This is a genomic window from Actinomadura rupiterrae, from assembly GCF_024172125.1.
GTDB lineage: Bacteria > Actinomycetota > Actinomycetes > Streptosporangiales > Streptosporangiaceae > Spirillospora > Spirillospora rupiterrae.
Genome location: NZ_JAMZEA010000008.1, coordinates 298,779 through 316,910 on the forward strand (window position 1 = coordinate 298,779; position 18,132 = coordinate 316,910).

At 72.5% G+C, this 18,132-nt stretch carries 21 protein-coding genes and 1 tRNA gene; 8 read left to right on the top strand and 14 right to left on the bottom strand.

What is annotated here, in order from left to right; genetic code table 11:
- Nucleotides 1–352 precede the first annotated feature (352 nt).
- From FHU30_RS28815 to upp, 6 genes are all read right to left on the bottom strand, one after another.
- Nucleotides 353–1,315, bottom strand: coding sequence for an ornithine cyclodeaminase family protein (locus FHU30_RS28815; RefSeq protein WP_253879989.1), 963 nt, complete (start codon nt 1,313–1,315; stop codon nt 353–355).
- Nucleotides 1,316–1,501: 186 nt separating this feature from the next.
- Nucleotides 1,502–2,938: a helix-turn-helix domain-containing protein gene (locus tag FHU30_RS28820; protein WP_253879991.1), complete on the bottom strand. Its 1,437-nt coding sequence runs from the start codon at nt 2,936–2,938 to the stop codon at nt 1,502–1,504.
- A 350-nt stretch (nt 2,939–3,288) separates the two neighbouring features.
- Nucleotides 3,289–3,816 (bottom strand): PH domain-containing protein, encoded by a 528-nt coding sequence (locus FHU30_RS28825; protein ID WP_253879999.1) that lies wholly within the window; start codon nt 3,814–3,816, stop codon nt 3,289–3,291.
- 7 nt (nt 3,817–3,823) lie between these two features.
- Nucleotides 3,824–3,982, bottom strand: a complete 159-nt coding sequence (locus FHU30_RS28830; protein ID WP_253880000.1) for a hypothetical protein — start codon at nt 3,980–3,982, stop codon at nt 3,824–3,826.
- A gap of 193 nt (nt 3,983–4,175) precedes the next feature.
- Nucleotides 4,176–4,433 (bottom strand): hypothetical protein, encoded by a 258-nt coding sequence (locus tag FHU30_RS28835; RefSeq protein ID WP_253880001.1) that lies wholly within the window; start codon nt 4,431–4,433, stop codon nt 4,176–4,178.
- 389 nt (nt 4,434–4,822) lie between these two features.
- On the bottom strand, nt 4,823–5,461 hold the full coding sequence (gene upp / locus FHU30_RS28840; RefSeq protein ID WP_253880002.1) for a uracil phosphoribosyltransferase: 639 nt from the start codon (nt 5,459–5,461) through the stop codon (nt 4,823–4,825).
- 638 nt (nt 5,462–6,099) lie between these two features.
- On the opposite strand from upp, the gene FHU30_RS28845 reads away from it, so the two are divergent.
- The 5 genes from FHU30_RS28845 (at nt 6,100) to FHU30_RS28865 (ending at nt 8,328) form a co-directional block, all read left to right on the top strand.
- Nucleotides 6,100–6,270, top strand: a complete 171-nt coding sequence (locus tag FHU30_RS28845) for a hypothetical protein (protein WP_253880003.1) — start codon at nt 6,100–6,102, stop codon at nt 6,268–6,270.
- Nucleotides 6,271–6,540: 270 nt separating this feature from the next.
- Complete coding sequence (locus FHU30_RS28850) at nt 6,541–7,026, top strand: tRNA adenosine deaminase-associated protein (RefSeq protein ID WP_253880004.1); 486 nt, start codon at nt 6,541–6,543, stop codon at nt 7,024–7,026.
- A 252-nt stretch (nt 7,027–7,278) separates the two neighbouring features.
- The gene (locus tag FHU30_RS28855) at nt 7,279–7,716 is read left to right on the top strand and encodes a tRNA adenosine deaminase-associated protein (protein ID WP_253880005.1); all 438 of its coding nucleotides are present in this window, start codon (nt 7,279–7,281) and stop codon (nt 7,714–7,716) included.
- A gap of 76 nt (nt 7,717–7,792) precedes the next feature.
- Nucleotides 7,793–8,230, top strand: coding sequence for a tRNA adenosine(34) deaminase TadA (tadA, locus tag FHU30_RS28860; RefSeq protein ID WP_253880360.1), 438 nt, complete (start codon nt 7,793–7,795; stop codon nt 8,228–8,230).
- Between the two features lie 10 nt (nt 8,231–8,240).
- Nucleotides 8,241–8,328: transfer RNA gene (locus FHU30_RS28865), tRNA-Ser, on the top strand.
- Nucleotides 8,329–8,490: 162 nt separating this feature from the next.
- Here FHU30_RS28865 and FHU30_RS28870 read toward each other — a convergent pair.
- The 4 genes from FHU30_RS28870 to FHU30_RS28885 all read right to left on the bottom strand — a co-directional run bounded on the left by FHU30_RS28870 (nt 8,491) and on the right by FHU30_RS28885 (nt 11,256).
- Nucleotides 8,491–8,988, bottom strand: coding sequence for a hypothetical protein (locus FHU30_RS28870; RefSeq protein ID WP_253880006.1), 498 nt, complete (start codon nt 8,986–8,988; stop codon nt 8,491–8,493).
- Between the two features lie 22 nt (nt 8,989–9,010).
- A complete protein-coding gene (locus FHU30_RS28875) occupies nt 9,011–9,649 on the bottom strand; it encodes a class I SAM-dependent DNA methyltransferase (RefSeq protein ID WP_253880007.1) in 639 nt (212 codons plus the stop codon).
- A 63-nt stretch (nt 9,650–9,712) separates the two neighbouring features.
- Nucleotides 9,713–10,576 carry a DMT family transporter gene (locus FHU30_RS28880; protein WP_253880008.1) on the bottom strand — a complete coding sequence of 288 codons (864 nt, stop codon included), beginning with the start codon at nt 10,574–10,576 and terminating at the stop codon, nt 9,713–9,715.
- Complete coding sequence (locus FHU30_RS28885) at nt 10,576–11,256, bottom strand: B3/B4 domain-containing protein (RefSeq protein ID WP_253880009.1); 681 nt, start codon at nt 11,254–11,256, stop codon at nt 10,576–10,578. The genes FHU30_RS28880 and FHU30_RS28885 overlap by 1 nt, the downstream gene beginning before the upstream one ends.
- Before the next feature lie 71 nt (nt 11,257–11,327).
- Between FHU30_RS28885 and FHU30_RS47280 the strand changes: the two genes are divergently transcribed.
- Complete coding sequence (locus FHU30_RS47280) at nt 11,328–11,891, top strand: helix-turn-helix domain-containing protein (protein ID WP_253880010.1); 564 nt, start codon at nt 11,328–11,330, stop codon at nt 11,889–11,891.
- A 136-nt stretch (nt 11,892–12,027) separates the two neighbouring features.
- Nucleotides 12,028–13,074, top strand: a complete 1,047-nt coding sequence (locus FHU30_RS28895; protein WP_253880012.1) for a beta propeller repeat protein — start codon at nt 12,028–12,030, stop codon at nt 13,072–13,074.
- Nucleotides 13,075–13,083: 9 nt separating this feature from the next.
- Here FHU30_RS28895 and dnaN read toward each other — a convergent pair whose 3' ends face one another.
- Entirely contained in the window at nt 13,084–14,232 is a 1,149-nt protein-coding gene (gene dnaN, locus FHU30_RS28900; protein WP_253880014.1) for a DNA polymerase III subunit beta, read from the bottom strand.
- A 167-nt stretch (nt 14,233–14,399) separates the two neighbouring features.
- On the opposite strand from dnaN, the gene FHU30_RS28905 reads away from it, so the two are divergent.
- Nucleotides 14,400–14,885: a DUF3995 domain-containing protein gene (locus tag FHU30_RS28905; protein ID WP_253880017.1), complete on the top strand. Its 486-nt coding sequence runs from the start codon at nt 14,400–14,402 to the stop codon at nt 14,883–14,885.
- A 64-nt stretch (nt 14,886–14,949) separates the two neighbouring features.
- Here FHU30_RS28905 and FHU30_RS28910 read toward each other — a convergent pair whose 3' ends face one another.
- From FHU30_RS28910 to FHU30_RS28920, 3 genes are all read right to left on the bottom strand, one after another.
- The gene (locus FHU30_RS28910; RefSeq protein ID WP_253880018.1) at nt 14,950–15,462 is read right to left on the bottom strand and encodes a methylated-DNA--[protein]-cysteine S-methyltransferase; all 513 of its coding nucleotides are present in this window, start codon (nt 15,460–15,462) and stop codon (nt 14,950–14,952) included.
- 13 nt (nt 15,463–15,475) lie between these two features.
- Nucleotides 15,476–16,945, bottom strand: a complete 1,470-nt coding sequence (locus FHU30_RS28915) for a DNA-3-methyladenine glycosylase 2 family protein (RefSeq protein WP_253880020.1) — start codon at nt 16,943–16,945, stop codon at nt 15,476–15,478.
- Between the two features lie 89 nt (nt 16,946–17,034).
- A complete protein-coding gene (locus tag FHU30_RS28920) occupies nt 17,035–18,105 on the bottom strand; it encodes a DMT family transporter (RefSeq protein ID WP_253880022.1) in 1,071 nt (356 codons plus the stop codon).
- Nucleotides 18,106–18,132 lie beyond the last annotated feature (27 nt).

The following is an 18,132-nucleotide window of genomic DNA, read 5'->3' on the forward strand; positions in this document are numbered from 1 at the left end:
GACCGTGTCGGGACGGGATCGACCTCCGATGAGCCAATCATCCCATGTCTCCATGTTAGGACGTCCCGCCCCGGAGATTCATTCCTTTCCGACGTGTGACGGCTCACCCCAACTGCCAACCTCGCCCAGCCCGCCTCGCCGTCCTAGAAACCGTGACAGCCGTCCCCCGGCGACGGCGGCACCAAGCTGTGGCGCCCAGATGGCGACCACAACGCCGATCAGCGGTGGCAGTTGCTCCGGACAGCGTGCGGCGTCACGTCCAGCCTGCCGTGACACCGCGTGTGCCGGCGGCACACCGCGTTCGAGGCGCCGTGTCTGGCCTGGCGTGGCGCCGCCCGCAGTGGTCGCCTGTCTAACCTGCGGCGAGAGTGCGGGCGGCGGCGAGGACCAGGGAGACGGCGGCGATGTCCTGGGTGATCACGCCGACCGACTTGTAGAGGGTGATCTCGTCCGGGGTCGTCCGTCCCGGGTGCGTGCCCTCGATCACCTCGCCCAGCTCGGCGCGCACGTGGTCGGCGGTGATCAGGCCGCGCTCGATCGGCTCGGCGAGGTCGAGGTTCGGCGGGACGGCCTCCAGCGCGGCCGTTCGGGACTCGACGAACAGGGAAGCGTCGGCGACGGTCGCGTCGTCCAGCTCGCGTCCGCGCGGGTTGTAGCCGATCGAGGTGACGTGGGTGCCCGGCGCGAGCCAGGCGCGGCGGATGACCGGTTCGTCCGCGTAAGTCGCGCCGCACACGATGTCCGCGCCGTCGCATGCCTCCTCGTAAGAGGCCATGGCTCGTACCGGGACATCGCCGGACATCTCCGCCGCGAACGCGCGCGTCCGCTCGAAGTCTCGGCCCGCCACCCTGATCTCGCGCAACGACCGCGCGAACGGCAAGGCGCGTATGTGCGCGCGTGCCTGCGGGCCCGTCCCGAAGACCGCCGCAACGGACGCGTCCGGACGAGCCAGCAGGCGTGCCGACAGGACGGCGCACGCCGCGGTGCGGGTCGCCGTGATGTGCGTCCCGTCCAGGAACGCGACGGGTTCGCCGGTCCCCGCGTCGAACGCCACGATCACCGCCTGCCGAACCGGCAGACCATTTCCGGCGTTCCCCGGGAACACCGACACGAGCTTGCTGATCAGCAGCTCGGCGGACGGCGCGTACCCGGGCATGTCCAGCAGCAGCGCGTCCGCCTCGGGAACCAGCGCGGCCGTCCGGGCGGGGACCGCCGCCCTCCCCGCCGAGAGGTCGGCCATGGCCGGTGCCAGGGCGTCCACCAGCGCCTCGACGTCCAGCAGTTCCTCAACGTCCTGTTGCGAGAGCACGATCACGTCCGCAACCTACTCGCCGCCTCCGACAATCCCAGTCGGAGGCTCGGACGCACGGCAACTCCGCGAGCGCATCGACTGCGCACCGGGCAGCGAGCCGCCGAAACGTGAGGTCGTGCCTGGGCCGTGCACAAAAGGGCCGCGCCCGCTGAGCGGACGCGGCCCTTGAGGACCGTTCGGGAGGTGGGGTCAGACTCCGATGTCGCAGGGGGCCGTGTGGGGGCGGCCGGCGCGGAGACCTGCGGCTTCGAGGGACTGGCGGTAGGCGGTGGTCGCGGCGAGGGTGTCGCCGGCGATCTGGAAGAGGTCGCCCAGTTCGTGGAGAAGGCGGGCGGTCGAGCGGTTCGCGGGGAGTTCGGCGAGCTGGGTCGCGGCGGCGCGCAGAACCACGAGTGCGGCCTGCGGGTCGTGCTGCGCAACGCGTGCGCGCGCGAGGACGAGCCTGGCCTGGGCCATCTTGTGCGTCCGCGCGACGAGGTCGGTGCCCGGGGGCGGGCCGAGGGTGGTGAGGCTGTCCTCGGTGGGCGCGGCCAGGGCCATGCCGGTTTCGAGGAACTCCTCCAGGCCGGAGATGGCCTGCGCGGGCCGCCCGAGGATGACCAGGGCGCGGGCCTTCTCCACGGTGCGTTCGGTGACTTCCGCGCCTTCCAGGTCCTCCGCGCCTTCCAGCAGGCGGAGCGCCTCTTCGGCCGCGCCGGGGGACGCGCCGAGCGGCATGTCCTCCGGGACGGGCGTCTCGACGGAGAACGCCGGGACGCCGCGGAGCAGTGCCTTCGCGGCTGCGAGATCCAGACGCGCGAGCGCACGAGGACGGGTGCCCTCACCGCGCGCGGCCAGGGCCTGGTCCGCGAAGTAGAGGGAGTCGCCGATGGCGTTCTGGTCGAGAGCGCGGACGCTGGCCTGCTGGTAGCAGACGCTGAGCGTGTCGCCGTCCCCGGTCCGTCCGGCCTCCTCGGCGGCGAGGAGCGTGCGGCCGAGCGCGTGCGCGCGGGCGAAATCAGAGCGGTCCACGTAGGCGAGCAGCAGCATGCGGCCCACCTCGATCCGCTCGTGCCCGCGCGCGAGGCCGAGCTCGTCCAGGCGAGCGAAGGTCCGCTCCCCCAGCGCGATCGCTTGGCCGAGGTCGCCGACCGCGTGGTAGCAGCGGGCGAGCGAGATCACCGGAGGGAGCCAGCTGGTCCGCCCGGGGTCGCGTTCGGCCTGCTCGCGCAGCTCCTCGAACAGCGCGATCGCGTCCTCGACGCGGCCGAGCTGCTCCAGCGCGTGGGCCTGGCCCTCGCGCGCCCGCGCGGTGAGGTCGGGGTCGTCGCTGCGCTTGATGACGTCCTCGAAGACGGACGCGGCGCCGCGCGGGTCGCCGGCCAGCAGGGCCAGGTGCGCGTGGCGCTCCCGGACCTCCAGGTGGGCGCGCTGCTCCGGCTCCACGCCCTCGGCGAGGTACTCGGGCGTGCACCCGAGACGCTCGGCCAGCATCCGCAGCACGGTGGGGGTGGGAGTCCGCTTACCGGACTCGATCAACGAGATGTAACTGTCGGAGAGGTCGTGACCGGCGAGCTGCGCCTGTGACAAGCGTCTGGTCAGCCGCAGGTTGCGGACGCGCTCCCCGACGTTGCCTGGACCCGGCATGAGAACTCACTTAGCGGAAGTAAACAGGCGGCTGGGGTTCCGACATAATTGCACATCGTCGGTTATCGCACGTCGAGAGTAACGAAGCGGTCCCAGTCGTCCCTAGTTACGGCTTTGGCGGTGATAACGGCTTAACCCAGTAGATCATGCTCGACAGGCATCGCGCACGGAAGCCGTACCACGGCTGCGGCCGGGCGCCGCAATCGCCGTGCCCTGCGGGCCGGAGCGCCGATGGACGCGTCCACGCGGAGAAGGCGCACGCCAAGCCGCATGCGGACGGGTCAGGAGAGGCTTACCGAGGGCCTCGGCGCCCGCATCATGTGACGCAGATCACATGCTCCTGGGGCGGGTCAGTCGTCCGAGGCGTTCTTGTTCGGGAAGATCATCTCGCAGACCTCCAGGTACAGCTGCTCCGGATAGGGCAGGTACGGGACGGCCGAAAGGGCCTGGTCCTGACCGGCCGACTCCAGGACGAACTCGCCGTAGCCGAGCATCCGGCCCGCGACCGTCCGCTTGAAGCTCATGTCGGTGACCTTCGCCAGCGGCATCATCGCGACCTTGCGCGTGATCAGGCCGGTGGTGAGCAGCATCCGCTGGTTGGTGATCACGAAGTAGTCCACCGACCACTCCGCCACCCGCCAGACGAACCAGGCCAGCAGGATCAGCCAGCCCCACCAGATCCAGCTGATCACCGTGCCCGCGTCCTTGGCCAGGGTGTTGCTGAGCACCCCGGCGATGATCAGGCCGCCGAGGACGAGCCCGACCGGCAGCATCAGCACGGCCGGATGCCGGCGGACCGTGATCACCTGCGTCTCGTGCGGGAGCAGGTACTTGTTGACCGACGCGGGAGCGGAGTCACCGGGCGTGACCAGGCGCATGGGAACCTCAGCCGAGCGCGTTGAGGAAGGTGGCCACCGAGTCTGCGGCGGAGGTCAGCCCCGACGCGGCGCGGGCGACCGAGCGCGCCGCCCCCTCGGGCTGCTGCACCAGGTAGACCACCGCCACCGCGACGGCCGCCCAGGCGACGTACTTCTTGGCGGGCACTCATGCCTCCCGGAGCGGACGACCCACGGACCCTCGGCCAGTTTCGCACAGCGCCCAGGCACGGCAAAGCACCCGCACGGCGCCTCCGCGGCCGTGTCACCCGGATCGTCCGCCGGTGTCACCCGGAAGTCGCCCCCAACGTTTCATGCCCCCCGTTCGTTCTGTGGGGTGAGGGACGACGGAGACGGAAGGGTCAGGGGGTGTTCCCCAGTGAGGTACGCGGTGATCGGCGCCGCTTCTCCGCGGCGACGACGGCCAGCACCTGAAGGTGCTTGCGGGCGACGCGCTCCACCAGATCGGCCGGGGCGGCCCCGGTCACTTCGAGCGCGCCGTACCGGGCCGCGGTCACGCACCGCTCCACGGTCCGTCCGTCGTGCACGCCCGAGAACTCGCGGGCCAGCCGCTCGCCGATCTCGCCGTAGTGAGGTTCGGAGTCCGGTCGCTGAGCCATGACGCTTCCCCCAAGCTCGCTCCCCCCGCCCCGGTCCTGAACCGTCCCCGAATGCCGGAGCGGCGGAGAGGAACGCCAGCCGACGTTCCGTAAACCGGGTACTACCCACCGTGAACGCCCCCCGAACCAAGATCGCCAGACGTCCCGCCCCGGCCACCAGAAGGACGCCACGCAACCGAAGGAGACCGAATGCCAGCAGAATCCGAAGAAGGCCACATGAGAGCAGCCGGACGAGCCCGCGGCCAGCGCAGCCCCGGGAACCCGCGCAGACAGCACCCCGGAAGCCCACGTGGTCAGCGCACCCCAAGGAGCCCGCGCGGACAGCCCAACCCCGGAAGCCCGCGCGGCCAGCCCGACCTGGGACCGGGGATCGGCGGACGTGAGGCGGGTCAGACGACGCCGTAGAGGCGGTCTCCGGCGTCGCCGAGGCCCGGGATGATGAAGCCGTGCTCGTTGAGGTGGTCGTCGATGGCCGCGGTGACGACGCGGATCGGGGCGTCCGTGCCGGCGAAGTCCTCTTCGAGGTACTTCAGGCCCTCGGGGGCGGCGAGCAGGCAGAGCGCCGTGACGTCGCGGGCGCCGCGGTCGAGCAGCAGCTTGATCGCGGCGGCGAGCGTGCCGCCGGTGGCCAGCATCGGGTCGAGGACGTAGCACTGCCGGCCGGACAGGTCGTCCGGCAGGCGGGTGGCGTAGGTCTGGGCCTGGAGGGAGCCCTCGTCGCGGATCATCCCGAGGAAGCCGACCTCGGCGGTGGGCAGCAGCCGGGTCATGCCGTCCAGCATGCCCAGGCCCGCCCGCAGGATCGGCACGACCAGCGGCTTCGGGCTGGCCAGCTGGACGCCGTGGGCCTCGGCCACCGGCGTCTGAACGGTGACATCGGTCACCCGCACGTCCCGGGTCGCCTCGTAGGCGAGGAGGGTCACCAGCTCGTCCGCCAGGCGGCGGAAGGTGGGCGAGTCGGTGCGCACGTCCCGCAGCGTGGTCAGCTTGTGGGCGACGAGCGGGTGGTCGACGGCAAGGGTCTGCATGTGCTCACGGTAGCCGACCTCGGAGGCCTGATCAGATCCCGCCCGGCCTGCGGCTAAACCTCGCGGGCGGCCCGGGACCCGGTTCGTTCGGCCCAGGTCGCCGAGCGAGGTGGGAGGACCGGCGGAAGGGAGGAGTCGGATCTTTCAGGAAGGTGGTGTCGGCCGGGCTCCAGGGCCGGGCAAAGGCAGGCGAAGATGGCCGTACGGGACGCATGGGGCGTGCCGACGCGGGTAGTTCGGCGGGAGACGGGGTGCTGGGCACGTCAGGACGCCGGTGGGCCGGGGTCGGCCCACGCGTTCGGATGTCGGGCAGTGGGGTCGGGTCGCAGTCCGGTTCCGAGAGGAGGACCACGGTGGACGGCGAGACGGCGGCGCTTTCGGGTGCCTGGTCTGAGTCGGGGGGCACATCTGATCCGGCGGTCACGAGGGAGGCTGACCTCGTGGCGAGGAGAACGGCTCGACGGGAGCGGGGGCTCGGCGCGGAGCGCGCGGAGTCCGGGCGCGTCCTGGGGGCGACGGCGGCGCGCCCGGCTTCGGCGGGAGCCGGCGCGGACGACGGCCGGGGAATGCCGCCGGGCGGCGGTCCCGTTGAGGAAGGCTGTACGGAGGACGACGCGACGAGACTTCAGGAGGCGGGGGTGCTGAATCTCACGCCGGAAGAGTCCCGGGAGCGGCTGCGCCGCCGGGCCCGGTTCCTGCGGGAGCTCGCCGAGGCCCGTGAGCTGCGGGAACGGGTGACACCGCATCGGGCGCGGCGCAAGCAGATCCACGCCGCGCTGCGGCACCGGACGTTCCGGTTCCTCCCTTGACCTTTGCCGCCTAGCGGCGTCATCCCTGGTCGAAGTGGTGGAAAGCGAACCCCGGCGGGGCCGCGGAGGCGCCGCCGGGCGCTCGGTCGTCCCCGCTGGACGGGCCTGCTGCCCATCCGAGACTCCCGGCGGGGCCGGATCGAGTAGATTCGGACGGCGCGGTGTCCGGAAGGGACGCCGTGGCACCCCGCCCGGTACGGCGGCGGGGTTCGCGAGGGAGGGGCCCCGTGCCTCCGTCCTCGCAGGACACGCGCGCCGGGTGGGGTGGACATGACGGATGTGGACGCGGCGGATTTCGCCGTCGTGGTGTACCGCGAGGACGCGAGCTGGGAGGCGGAGGTCCTCCCGGTCGCGCTGACCGGCGACCTTGAGGGGCTGATCCATGCCCTCCGCCAGCAGCCGAGCCTCGGCGGCACCATCGGGCTCGTCTCGGTCGGCGACGACTTCTTCGTGGCGATCCGGCTGCTGGGCGAGGACGACATGGTCTTCCTGTCGGACGTCACCGCCTCGGTGGACTGGCCGCTCGCGCAGCAGGTCCTGGAGTACCTCGACATCCCCGTCCCGGAGGACGAGGAGCTCGACCAGGTGCTCCCGGTAGGCGACATGTCGATCTTCGCCGACCTCGGCCTGGACGAGATGGAGCTGGGCGCGATCTCCGGCGACCTGGAGCTCTACCCGGACGAGATGCTCCTCAGCATCGCCGGCCGCCTCGGCTTCGCCATCGCCTTCGAACGAGCCCTAGACACCGTCGCCTGACCCCCGTCCGCCACTCCCCGCCCCCAGGCCAAGCACCCCCACCCGCCATCCCCCCGCGCCCCTCCAAACCACGCCCACGCCCCCCTTTCCTACGCGCCCCGAGCCCGTCCGGCCCGTGCCGCTCAGAGGTATGCGGTTCGGAGGCCGGCTGGGCAGGGTTGGGTGGCTTTCGGGGGGCGGCTGCCAGAGGTTCCGGTGAACTCGTCCGGTGCGGGGTGTGACCGGCGGATCCTCGTGGTCCACAATGAGAACGTGTCGTATTTCGCCGCCGTCTTCGCCCGGACGCCGCAGGGCTGGGTGGGAACCGAGGCCGAGCTCGCGGAGGCCGAGAGCGTCGACGACATCGCCGACCAGATGCGCGAGGCCGCCGTCGAGTCCTACGGGGACTCGGTGGTCCTGCTGGTCGAGCGCGAGGACGACTGGTTCGCGATCGTCCGGCTGGACGGTGACGGCGAGCCGCGCGCGTACGTGTCCGCCGTCCGCGACGACCGGCTCGCGGGCCTGTTCCAGCCGCTCGTCGGGGAGGCCCCGGACGGCGACCCGTCCGGCGACGCCGCACTGCTGGGCGATCTCGGCGTCGACGGCGAGCAGCTCTCCGAGCTGGGCGAGCGCTCCCTGCCCGGCGACGCGCTGATGGCGGTCGCCGAGCGCGCGGGTTTCGGCGAGGAGTTCGACCGCCTCCGTGACTGAGGACGACGCGTCCGGCGCCCGGGTGGAGTTCGGCGTCCCGGCCACCGACGACGCCGCTCGCGAGTACGAGCCGGCCATGCGCCTCGCCCTGGATGAGGCCCGTCTCGCAGCTCAGGCGGAAGACATTCCGGTAGGCGCCCTCGTCCTCGACCCGGACGGACGCGTGATCGGGCGCGGCCACAACGACCGCGAGCTGACCGGCGACCCGACCGGTCATGCCGAGATCGTCGCGATGCGCCAGGCCGCGTCCGCGCTGGGCTCGTGGCGCCTGACCGGCTGCACGCTGGTGGTGACGCTGGAGCCGTGCACGATGTGCGCGGGCGCGGCCGTCCAGGCCCGGCTGGACCGGATCGTCTACGGCGCGATCGACGAGAAGGCGGGCGCGGTCGGCTCCCTCTGGGACGTCGTCCGGGACCGCCGCCTCAACCACCGTCCCGAGGTGATCGTCGGCGTCCTCGCCGACGAGTGCGCCGTCCCGCTAATCGAGTTCTTCGCATCCCGCAGAGTCCGGTAGGCTCTTCCGCGGTGGCGTCGCCTAGTGGACGAGGGCGCACGCCTCGAAAGCGTGTGAAGTGCAAGCTTCCGTGGGTTCGAATCCCACCGCCACCGCCATCTAGATGGCCTATGACCTGGCCAAACGTCTGAGGGCGGCACCCCGCGGGTGCCGCCCTCAACGCTTTCTAGGCTCAGTTCTAGTCTCAGTTGCCCTTCCCGGCCTGCTCATCGGGCTCGTCCGGGCCCTCGGCGGGCTCGTCCGGGGCCTCGGCGGGCGGGTCAGGGTTCTTCGGGGGCGATGTCTTCGGGGGTTTCGACGCGGAGTTGCCTGCGGGCCTCGATGCGGAACTGCTGGACGGCCTCCACGAGGCGCTCGTAGGGCGGGTTCGGGTATTCGGCGGCTCTGGGGTCGCTGCCGTCCCGGGTCTCGGTCACGACGGCGTAGGCGTGGCGGAGCATCCAGCGGGCCGCTATCTGGAGGTCCCTGCTGCCCAGCAGCCTGATCTGCTCGACGAGCAGGCTCAGCAGGTGGAGGTCTTCCGCCATCTCGCGGAGCGCGGTGTCGCGGTCGCCTTCCGCGTATTTGACCGCGTTGCGGCCGCGCAGGATCTTCCGGACGCGCACCGCGGTTTCGGAGCAGAGCTGGTGGAGCGGCTCGTCCCACCGCTTCTTGAGGGTTTCGCGCTCGCGGCGGCGTTCGGTCAGGTAGGTAGGCACGAACCCGATCAGGGCGCCGGCCGTTACGGGCAGCAGCGTGAGGGCCGCTTGGGTCGTCAAGGACATGGATCCGCCGCCCGGGTCAGGAGCGGGTCAGGATGAGGCGGGCCTGGCGGTGGCGTTCGCCGGGGCGGGGCTCGCGGAGGACGCGGCAGACCTCGGTGAAGCCGGCCGCGGCGGCCTGGGCGGCGAGGGCGTCGATGGGCCAGCGGTAGGCGGGGGTGACCTTGTGGTCGTACGGGACGACCTGGGAGCCCTCGGCCTCGAAGAAGCCGAGCAGCAGGTGGCCGCCGGGCGCCAGGACGCGGTGGAACTCGGCCAGGTAGGGCGGGAGTTCGGCGGGCGGTGTGTGGATCATCGAGTACCAGGACAGGACGCCGCCGAGCGAGCCGTCCGGGCCGTCCACCGCGTCCATGGAGGCGAGGTCGAAGCGCAGGTCCGGGTGGGCCTCGCGGGCGATGTCGATCATCGCGGGGGCGATGTCCAGGCCGAACGGGTCGAGGCCGAGGTCGCGCAGGTGGGCGGTCATGTGGCCGGGCCCGCATCCGGCCTCGACGGCCCTGGTGTTGCCGGACTCGCGGACGAGGTCGGCGAAGGCGGCGAGCACCGCCCGGTCCAGGGGCTGGCCGTCGAGGACGCCGCGAACGAACTCGGCATAGCGGACGGCCATCGCGTCGTAGGCGCTCGCGGTGTCACTCACGTAGGTGGAGATTTCCGGCATGGCCGATCACTCTAGGTCTTCCGGGACGTCAGGCGGCGGGCGTGGCGTCCGACTCGGCGGGTTTCAGCCGACCGTTACGAGGGTCACGCCTGTGGCGGCCAGGGCCAGGCCCAGGCGCTGGACGGTCCGGAGGCGCTCGCTGTAGGCGATCCGGGCGAGCAGGACGGTGATCGCCGGGTAGAGCGAGGTCAGGACGGCCGCGAGGCTGAGGAGTCCGGAGTTCACCGCGAGGTAGTAGAGGACGTTCGCGGAGGCGTCCAGGGCGCCGGACAGCACGGCGAGCCCGATCAGGCGGCGGCCCGAAACGCCCGTTCCGGGCGAGCCGCCGCGCGCGAGCACCACGGCGAGCGCGAGCGCGACGACCGCCAGGTTGCCCGCGCGGGCCGCGACGAGCGGCCAGAGCCCGCCGGACGTCCCGGCGGTCTTGACCAGGACGAAGAACAGGCCGAAGCAGATGCCGGAGATGCCCGCCATGAGCGGTCCGTTGTCGAGCGGGTTGCCCGAGCGCTCGGACGGCCCGTCCGACTTCTCCATGCTGACCAGGGCGATCGCGACGAGGCAGATCAGGACGCCGGCGAGGACGGTGGCGTCCAGGCGCTCGCCGCGCGCGACGCCGACCGCGATCGGCAGCAGCGCGGACGCGAGGGCCGAGACGGGTGCGACGACCGACATCGGGCCGCGGGCGAGCGCCCGGTAGAAGGTCATCAGGCCCGCGCCGCCCGCGAGACCGGCGACGAATCCCCAGGTCAGCGAGGTCGCCGTGGGGATGCGTCCGGTGAGCAGGGCGGAGGCGGCCAGCACCGCGAGCCCGGCCGGGACGCACCAGAACAGGGCTTTCAGCGTGCTGGAATGCCGGGTGACCGTGCCGCCGAGGAAGTCGGCGACGCCGTAGGACAGCGCGGCGCCCAGCGCGAGGAGCGTGATCATCAGCCGAGCAGCCGGGTCTCGATCCGGGCTCCCGGGGAGATCGCGCGGAGGTGGCCGGCGAGGGCGTCCCCGGCGGCGCGCAGGCGGTCGAGCGGGTACGGCTCCAGGCGTTCCAGGATGAACAGGGCGTTCTTGGTGTCCTCGGTGATGCGCGTGCGGACGCACTGCCGCCAGTTCCAGCGGCGGCACGTCACGCCCTTGTCGTCCCGCCAGACGACCTCGCCCTCGACCGGGTTCTCGACGGCGGGCTCGCCGTTGGCGATGACGTCGAAGGGCTCGTCCCCCCGCGCGCGCACGAGGCGGGCCGGGCCTTCGTAGGTGTCGAGGTCCTCGCCGCCGATCGGGAGGGCGTACTCGACGCTGACGGCGTTGTAGGCGTCCACGACGCGGTTGATGGCGGGCAGGGCGTCCGCGCGGCGGAGCAGGGCGTCTACGGACGGCCGGGTCCGCTTGGGTTTGGCGCCGAACGCGGCGTACGCCTCGCGCCAGGACTCGACGTGCGGGTCCCCGGGGTCGGCCTTGGCGGCGGCGTCGCTCAGCCAGGACCCGGACGCGGCGTCGGACGGGCCGTTGACCAGGCCCTCCGCGGACATGAGGAGCACGGCGAAGTCCGGGCGCAGCGCGCGTACGGCATCGTCGACGGTGATCGTGTCCAGCATGGCGGTGCTCCCCTCGGTCATTTCAGCGAACTATGTATACCATTCGATCGACCGAGCGTAGGGTGACCGGATGAGCGGGCAGGAGTGATCGGGTGAGCGAGCAGGAGGCGGTCGGCGGGGCCGTCGCGCGGACCGTCCGGACGCTGCGCTCCGGCCACGGCTGGAGCCTGGACGAGCTCGCCGAGCGGGCCGGGGTCAGCAAGGGTGTCCTGGTCAACCTGGAGGCGGCGCGCGGCAACCCGAACCTCGGCACGCTGATCCGGGTCGCGGACGCGCTCGGCGTGCCGCTCGTCCGGCTGGTGCAGGTCCCGGAGCGGCCGGCGGTCCGGCTGTTCCCGCCCGAGCGGCAGGTGGTGCTGTGGGAGGGCGGGTCCGGCGGCACCGGCACGCTGCTCGCGGGCACCGACCCGCGGCCGACGATGGAGCTGTGGCGCTGGGAGCTGCGGCCCGGTGAGCTGCGCGAGAGCGAGGCGCACAAGCCGGGCACGAAGGAGATCGTGCAGGTCGAGACCGGCACGCTGACGCTGCATGTGGACGGCCACGCCCAGCCCGTCCCCGCCGGAACCGCCGCGGTCTTCCCGGGCGACCATACGCACGGTTACGGAAACGACACCCCGGAGACAGTGCGCTTCATCCTCGCGGTACAGGACTTGTAACCCTCCGGACGCGGCGGAACACGCCGAAGCGGCTCGCGCGTTTCCGAAGTGGGGGACGCTTGTCAAGACACCCCGGACGGTCAATGATCCCCTCCGACGGGGATGTCGTTCTCACCTTCACGAGGGGCCGCACACGGTGAACCGGAACGCCACCCAGGCCCGCGCCGGAGCGAGCGGCGCGGTGATGGCGCTCTCCCCCGGCACCTCCGTTTCGTCCGGGTCTGTACCCGGCCCGCCGCCGCTGCCCGGCGCGGGGCACCTGCTGTACGGCATCGCCGCCACCGCGTCCGGCGTCTGGGTCGTGGGCGCCTCCGGCCAGAAGCCGCTTGCCGCGCGCTGGGACGGCGCGTCCTGGACGATCTTCCCCGATCGGTCCGGATCCTCCCTGGCGTCCGCCGCGCTGCTGGGCGCGCGTCTCCGCGGCATCGCGTCCGGCGTCGGCCCGGAACCCGCCCCGATCGCGGTCGGGGGCGCGTACGACCGGCTCGAACAGGTCGATGTCGCGCTGATCCGGCATTGGACGGGATCGGAGTGGACATCCTGGGACAAGCCCGGCCTGCTGCACGGCATCGTCCTCAACGACGTGGCCTTCGACTCGTCCGGCTGCGCATGGGCGGTCGGCCATGCCAGCCCGCACGGGCCGCGCGTGCTGCGCTGGGACGGGACGTCGTGGGAGTCGTCCGGCGACATCCCCGACATTCCGCGCGGACGCCTCGTCGCCGTCGCGGCCCTCGCGCCGGACGATGTCTGGGCGGTCGGATCGGCCGACCGCGACGCCCTGATCCTCCACTTCGACGGACGAGCCTGGACCCGCGTCCCCGGCCGCGCCAAAGGCCCGCTCGCCGCCGTCTCAGCCACCGCCCCCGATGACGTCTGGGCCGTCGGCCACCAGACCGTCATGCATTGGAACGGCAACCGCTGGAGCCGCGTGAAAACGCCTCTGACCTCGGCGAACACGGTCACAGCTCAGTCCCGGGACGACATCTGGGCAGCCGGGGGCAACGGCGAGCTGGCGCATTACGACGGGCACCGCTGGACGGTTACGCCCAGCCCGGAATCCACCACCTGGCTGGCCTCGTCCTCGTGTGACCGGACCGTCTGGCTCGCGGGCACCCATACCCACGAACCCGCGGCCGTGGACACGGGCCCGAAGCCCGTGACCGCGCACCCCAACGACGCCTGAACCCCCTGGTCAGGAGGTCAGGCGGACGGGCATCGCCAGGTATCGGAAGCCGGTGTCGCCGTCGAGATCGGGCTGGTCGCCGTCCTTTTCGGCGTCCGGAATTCCGGTGAGGAGCGCGGCCTTGGTCGGACCGGCGCATTCCAGGCGGGCATGCTCGGAGTGGATGCCCGCCAGGCCGTCCAGGAGGTACTGCGGGCTGAAGGCGATGTCGATGTCCTCACCGTCGAGCTCGGCGCCGAGCGACTCGTTCGCGCGCGCCGAGTCGCCGGAGGCGGCGCGGATGCTGACCTCGGACCCGGTGAACGCGAGCCGGACGGGCGTGTTGCGCTCGGTCACCAGCGCGACGCGCTTGATCGCCTCGACGAACGGCGCGACGCGGACGCGCGCGACCGACGTCCAGTCGCCGGTGAGGCGCTTGCGGTAGTCGATGTACTGCTCGTCCAGCAGGCGCGTGGTCATGCTGCGGTCGCCGCCGGACACGCCGATCAGCGTGTCGGATTCGCCGGAAAGGCCGAGCGACACGGTCGCGCCCGGGCGGATGGCCTTGGCCGTGTCGGCGAGCGTGCGGGCGGGCACGACGACGCCGGCGTGGAAGTCGGCCGCGTCCGGCGACCAGGTGAGCTCGCGCGCGGCGATGCGGTACCGGTCGGTGCAGGCCAGCCACATCGTGTCGCCTTCGAGGTCGAGGCGGACGCCGGTGAGCATGGGCAGGGCGTCGTCGCGTCCGGCGGCGGGGGTGACCTGCGCGACGGCGGCGGCGAACGCGTCGCCCGCGATCGTGCCCGCGCGTTCGGGCGCGTCGGGAAGGGTCGGGTAGTCCTCGACGGGCATGGTCTGGAGGCCGAACTCGGCGCTTCCGCAGCGCAGCACGAGCTCGGCGTCCTTGGTCAGGAACTCCACGGGCTGCGCGGGCAGGCTGCGGACGATCTCGGCGAGCAGCCGTCCCGGGACCAGCGCGCGACCGGGCGTCGCGACGTCGGCGTCCACCCTGGCCTGCGCGGACACCTCGTAGTCGAACCCGGCCAGTTCGAGGCCGCCGTCCGCGTCCGCAACGAGGCGCAGGCCCGCGAGCACGGGCAGCGCCGGACGCGCGGGAAGGGTGCGGGCGGCCCAGGCCACGGCGTCTGCGAGCGCCCCACGATCGACCCGGAACTCCATGTTTCCTCCCCTTCGCTGGTCGAATCCGGCGACTCCCCGACCCTAACCACCCCCACCGACAGAACACCCTGTGCGTAGCCACGCAGGCGGAACTCCCCCGCTCGGGGGAGCCGGTTCGCCGACGCGGGGGAAGCCCGGACCGCGGCCCGCGCAGCAGGATCGTCCACATGCAGATCACCGCGGCCCGCCGCCCCACCTTCGCCCACCCGACGACGCTCGGACGCCTGCTCGCCTACACGGCGGCGGTGTGGGGCGTGCTGTTCTCCGCCGTCCACGTGTACTGGCTCGCGGACGGGCGGCTCGGCCTCCCCGACGGACGCAGCATCTACAGCACCCCCGCGCTGCTGGTCATCGACGTGATCGCCATCCCGGCCTCGCTGGGCGCCGCCGGTATGGCGCTCGCGCTCATCCGTCCCTGGGGACGGCGGCTGCCGCGCCGGGCGCTCGCCGGGGCCGTCTGGGGCACGACGGCGGTCCTGCTCGTGCACGCGCTCCCCAGCATCCCGGACTGGATCGGCCTTATCGCGGGCGCACGAGACGCGGCGGACTTCAGCTCCGAGGAGCGCTTCACCACGTTCCTCTACGAACCCTGGTTCATGACCGGAGGCGTCCTCTTCGGCCTCGCCGCCTGGTTCACGCGCCGCCACCGCTGACCCCGCGCGCGCACGAGGTGAAGGCCCCACGCCCTCGGGCGCGGGGCCTTTTGCTGGTTGGTGGTTAGAAGAGGGCGGCGGATTCTTCGGCGGGGTGGTGCGAGCGCTCGAAGTCGAGCAGGAAGCGCTTGCGCTCGATGCCGCCTCCATAGCCGGTGAGGCTGCCGGTGGAGCCGACCACCCGGTGGCACGGGACGATGATCCCGATCGGGTTGCGGCCGTTGGCCAGGCCCACCGCGCGGGACGCGCTGGGGTTGCCCAGCTCGGCGGCCAGCTCGCCGTAGCTGACCGTCTCGCCGTAGGGGATCCGGGTCAGCGCCTCCCAGACGCGCTGCTGGAAGGGCGTGCCCTTCAGCTTCAGCGGCAGGTCGAACTCGTGCCGGTCGCCGGTGAAGTAGGCCGCGAGCTGGGACGCGGTGGACGCGAACGGCTCGTCCTCCGGGTCGCCGGGCGCGCCGAAGGTCTCGTCCTCGGGGCGGTGCCGCTGCTGGTTCATGTAGAGCCCGACCAGTTCGGGACCGTCCGCGACCAGCGTCAGCGGGCCCACCGGGCTGTCGATCACGACGTGGGTGTTCACAGCGGATCTCGTTTCATGCGGGAAGGGTGTTGATGGCGTGGTCGCCCGTCGCCCAGAGGTGCTGGACGGCGTAGGAGCGCCAGGGGCGCCAGGCCGCGGCCCGCCTGGTGAGCGCGGACGGCGTCGTCGGCAGGTCGAGCAGCCGCGCCGCGTGCCGGACGCCGAGGTCGCTCGCGACGAACGCGTCCGGGTCGCCGAGCGACCGCATCGCGATGGTCTCGATCGTCCACGGGCCGATCCCGGGCAGTTCGGACAGTTTCGCCCGGGCCTCGTCCCAGTCCGCGCCGACGCTGAGGTCCAGCTCTCCGGACGCCAGGGCCGTGACCAGGGTCTTCAGCGTCGTCCGGCGGGATTCGGGGAACGCCAGGGTCGCCGGGTCCAGGTCCACGAGGACTTCGGGCATCGGGAACAGATGCGTGAGGCCCCCGGCCGGATCGTCCACCTGCTCCCCGTGCGCGCGCACGAGGCGCGCGGCATGGGTGCGTGCGGCGGCCGTGGACACCTGCTGCCCCAGGACGGCCCGGACGCCGAACTCCGCTCCGCAGGCCGTCCGCGGGACGCGCCTTCCGGGAGCCTTGCGGACGAGGGTTTCCAGGACTTCGTCGCCGGAGAGCAGCTCGTCGACGGCGACCGGGTCGGCGTCGAGGTCCAGCATCCACCGGCACCGGCTGATCGCGATCGTGAGGTCGCGCAGATCGGTGAGGGTGAGCGTGCAGGCCACGTAGGTCGGCGTCGGCTTCAGCGCGACGACGCCCGGACCGTGCGGGAGCCGCAGCGTCCGCCGGTACGCGCCGTCCCGCCACTCCTCGACGCCCGGGACGGCCGTCGCGGCGAGGTGCCCGAACAGGTTGTCCGGGAAGAACGGCTGGCGGAACGGCAGCCGCAGCGACAGCGAGCCGTTCACGGCGGTGGGATGCCCGCGGGCCACTCGATCACGCAATTCGGTAGGAGTCTGCGCGAAGACCTCCCGAATAGTGTCATTGAAGGCCCTGATCGACGCGAATCCGGAAGCGAACGCCACGTCCGACATGGGCAGGGCGCTCGTCTCGATCAGCAACCGGGCGGTCTGCGCGCGCTGCGCCCGCGCCAGCGCCAGCGGACCCGCGCCCAGCTCGGCGCGCAGTTGCCGCTCGATCTGCCGGGTGCTGTAGCCGAGCCGGGTCGCCAGGCCCGGCACCCCCTCGCGGTCGACCACGCCGTCCGCGACCAGGCGCATCGCGCGCCCGACGACGTCCGCGCGGTGGTTCCACTCGGGCGAACCCGGGCTGGTGTCGGGACGGCACCGCTTGCAGGCCCGGAATCCGGCCTGCTGCGCCGCCGCCGCGCTCGGATAGAACCGCATGTTCTGCGCCTTCGGCGGGACGGCCGGGCAGCTCGGACGGCAGTAGATCCCCGTCGTCACCACCCCGGTGAAGAACCACCCGTCGAACCGGGCGTCCTTCGCCTGGACGGCCCGCACGCACCGTTCCGTGTCCTCGTGCATGTCTCCAGCATCACCGAGGACCGGACCGTCCACTAGCGGAAAAACGACATCAACGTCAGAGGCCGGCCGGGCGAGGACGCGCGGCGGGGTCAGCGCTTGCCGGCGAGCGCGTAGAGCATGACGCCGATCGTGATGGCGACGATACCGGCCCAGCCGACCGCTCCGGGCGCGGACGAGCGCAGGAGCACCGGCTCCAGCAGGGCGACGAAGACCACCTCGGCGGCCTGCGTGGCCTCGACCGCGGCCAGCCGCATCGGGTGCGCGCGCTCGCGGTGGGTGGCGGCGAAGAAGAGCGAGGTGGCGATCACTCCGGAGAAGACCGCGACGACCGCGGTCGCGCCGAGCTGCCCCGCCGTCGGCAGCCCTGCCCTGAGCCCGCCGATCACCGCGATGACCAGCCAGAACGGCATGCTGGCGAGGGACATCGCGGCGAGCCGCTGGAAGGTGTCCAGGCCGTCCCCGGCGAGCTCCATGGCGCGCCGGTTGCCGACCGGGTAGGCGACCGCGCCGAACAGCACGGCCACGACGCCCAGCGCGGCCTTCCAGGTCAGCGCGGACGCGCCACCGCCGAGCTGCGTCAGGAACACCCCGCCGAGGATCAACCCGGACAGCGCCAGGCCGCGCATCGGCACCCTGCCGCGCTCGTCCCCGCGTCCGTAAAGGATCGGCGCGAGGACGACCCCGCACACGATCGTGACCTGCCAGGTCGCCGCGACCATCCAGCCCGGCGCGGTCGTGGCCGAGAAGCACAGCGGCGCGTAGAACAGGCCGAAGCAGACCGTGCTCCACAGCGTCCAGCGTCCGGGCGCGGCCCGCAGCGCACCGAAGACGGGACTCAACCCCAGGTCAGCGCTCTGGCGCGCGGTCCGGGAGGCGCGCGCGGTCCGGGAGGCGCGCGCGCCGCGCACCGCGACGATCGCCAGGAAGATCGGCAGCGAGTAGGCGAACCGGAGCGACGCCGTCCACTCCCACGCGCCGCCGCCGACCGCCATCAGCCGGTTCGCGATGAAGGACGAGGAGAAGAACAGCGCGCCGAGCACGCCCAGCCCGATCGACGCGGTCGCGCCGCCGCCCGGCCACGCCGCGCGCACGCGCCGCCGCCGCTCCACCGGACGCGCCCAGGCCCGCGCGTCCGCCATCGTCATCGTTCCAGCGCTCACCCGCACCCCTCCCCGGACGGGCCGACC

What these genes read in the sequence shown, in the direction of transcription:
- FHU30_RS28820 (WP_253879991.1), bottom strand. Translation starts at nt 2,938, where the DNA reads ATGCCGGGTCCAGGCAACGTCGGGGAGCGCGTCCGCAACCTGCGGCTG.
- FHU30_RS28825 (WP_253879999.1), bottom strand. Translation starts at nt 3,816, where the DNA reads ATGCGCCTGGTCACGCCCGGTGACTCCGCTCCCGCGTCGGTCAACAAG.
- FHU30_RS28835 (WP_253880001.1), bottom strand. Translation starts at nt 4,433, where the DNA reads ATGGCTCAGCGACCGGACTCCGAACCTCACTACGGCGAGATCGGCGAG.
- upp (WP_253880002.1), bottom strand. Translation starts at nt 5,461, where the DNA reads ATGCAGACCCTTGCCGTCGACCACCCGCTCGTCGCCCACAAGCTGACC.
- FHU30_RS28850 (WP_253880004.1), top strand. Translation starts at nt 6,541, where the DNA reads ATGACGGATGTGGACGCGGCGGATTTCGCCGTCGTGGTGTACCGCGAG.
- tadA (WP_253880360.1), top strand. Translation starts at nt 7,793, where the DNA reads ATGCGCCTCGCCCTGGATGAGGCCCGTCTCGCAGCTCAGGCGGAAGAC.
- FHU30_RS28875 (WP_253880007.1), bottom strand. Translation starts at nt 9,649, where the DNA reads ATGCCGGAAATCTCCACCTACGTGAGTGACACCGCGAGCGCCTACGAC.
- FHU30_RS28880 (WP_253880008.1), bottom strand. Translation starts at nt 10,576, where the DNA reads ATGATCACGCTCCTCGCGCTGGGCGCCGCGCTGTCCTACGGCGTCGCC.
- FHU30_RS28885 (WP_253880009.1), bottom strand. Translation starts at nt 11,256, where the DNA reads ATGACCGAGGGGAGCACCGCCATGCTGGACACGATCACCGTCGACGAT.
- dnaN (WP_253880014.1), bottom strand. Translation starts at nt 14,232, where the DNA reads ATGGAGTTCCGGGTCGATCGTGGGGCGCTCGCAGACGCCGTGGCCTGG.
- FHU30_RS28905 (WP_253880017.1), top strand. Translation starts at nt 14,400, where the DNA reads ATGCAGATCACCGCGGCCCGCCGCCCCACCTTCGCCCACCCGACGACG.
- FHU30_RS28915 (WP_253880020.1), bottom strand. Translation starts at nt 16,945, where the DNA reads ATGCACGAGGACACGGAACGGTGCGTGCGGGCCGTCCAGGCGAAGGAC.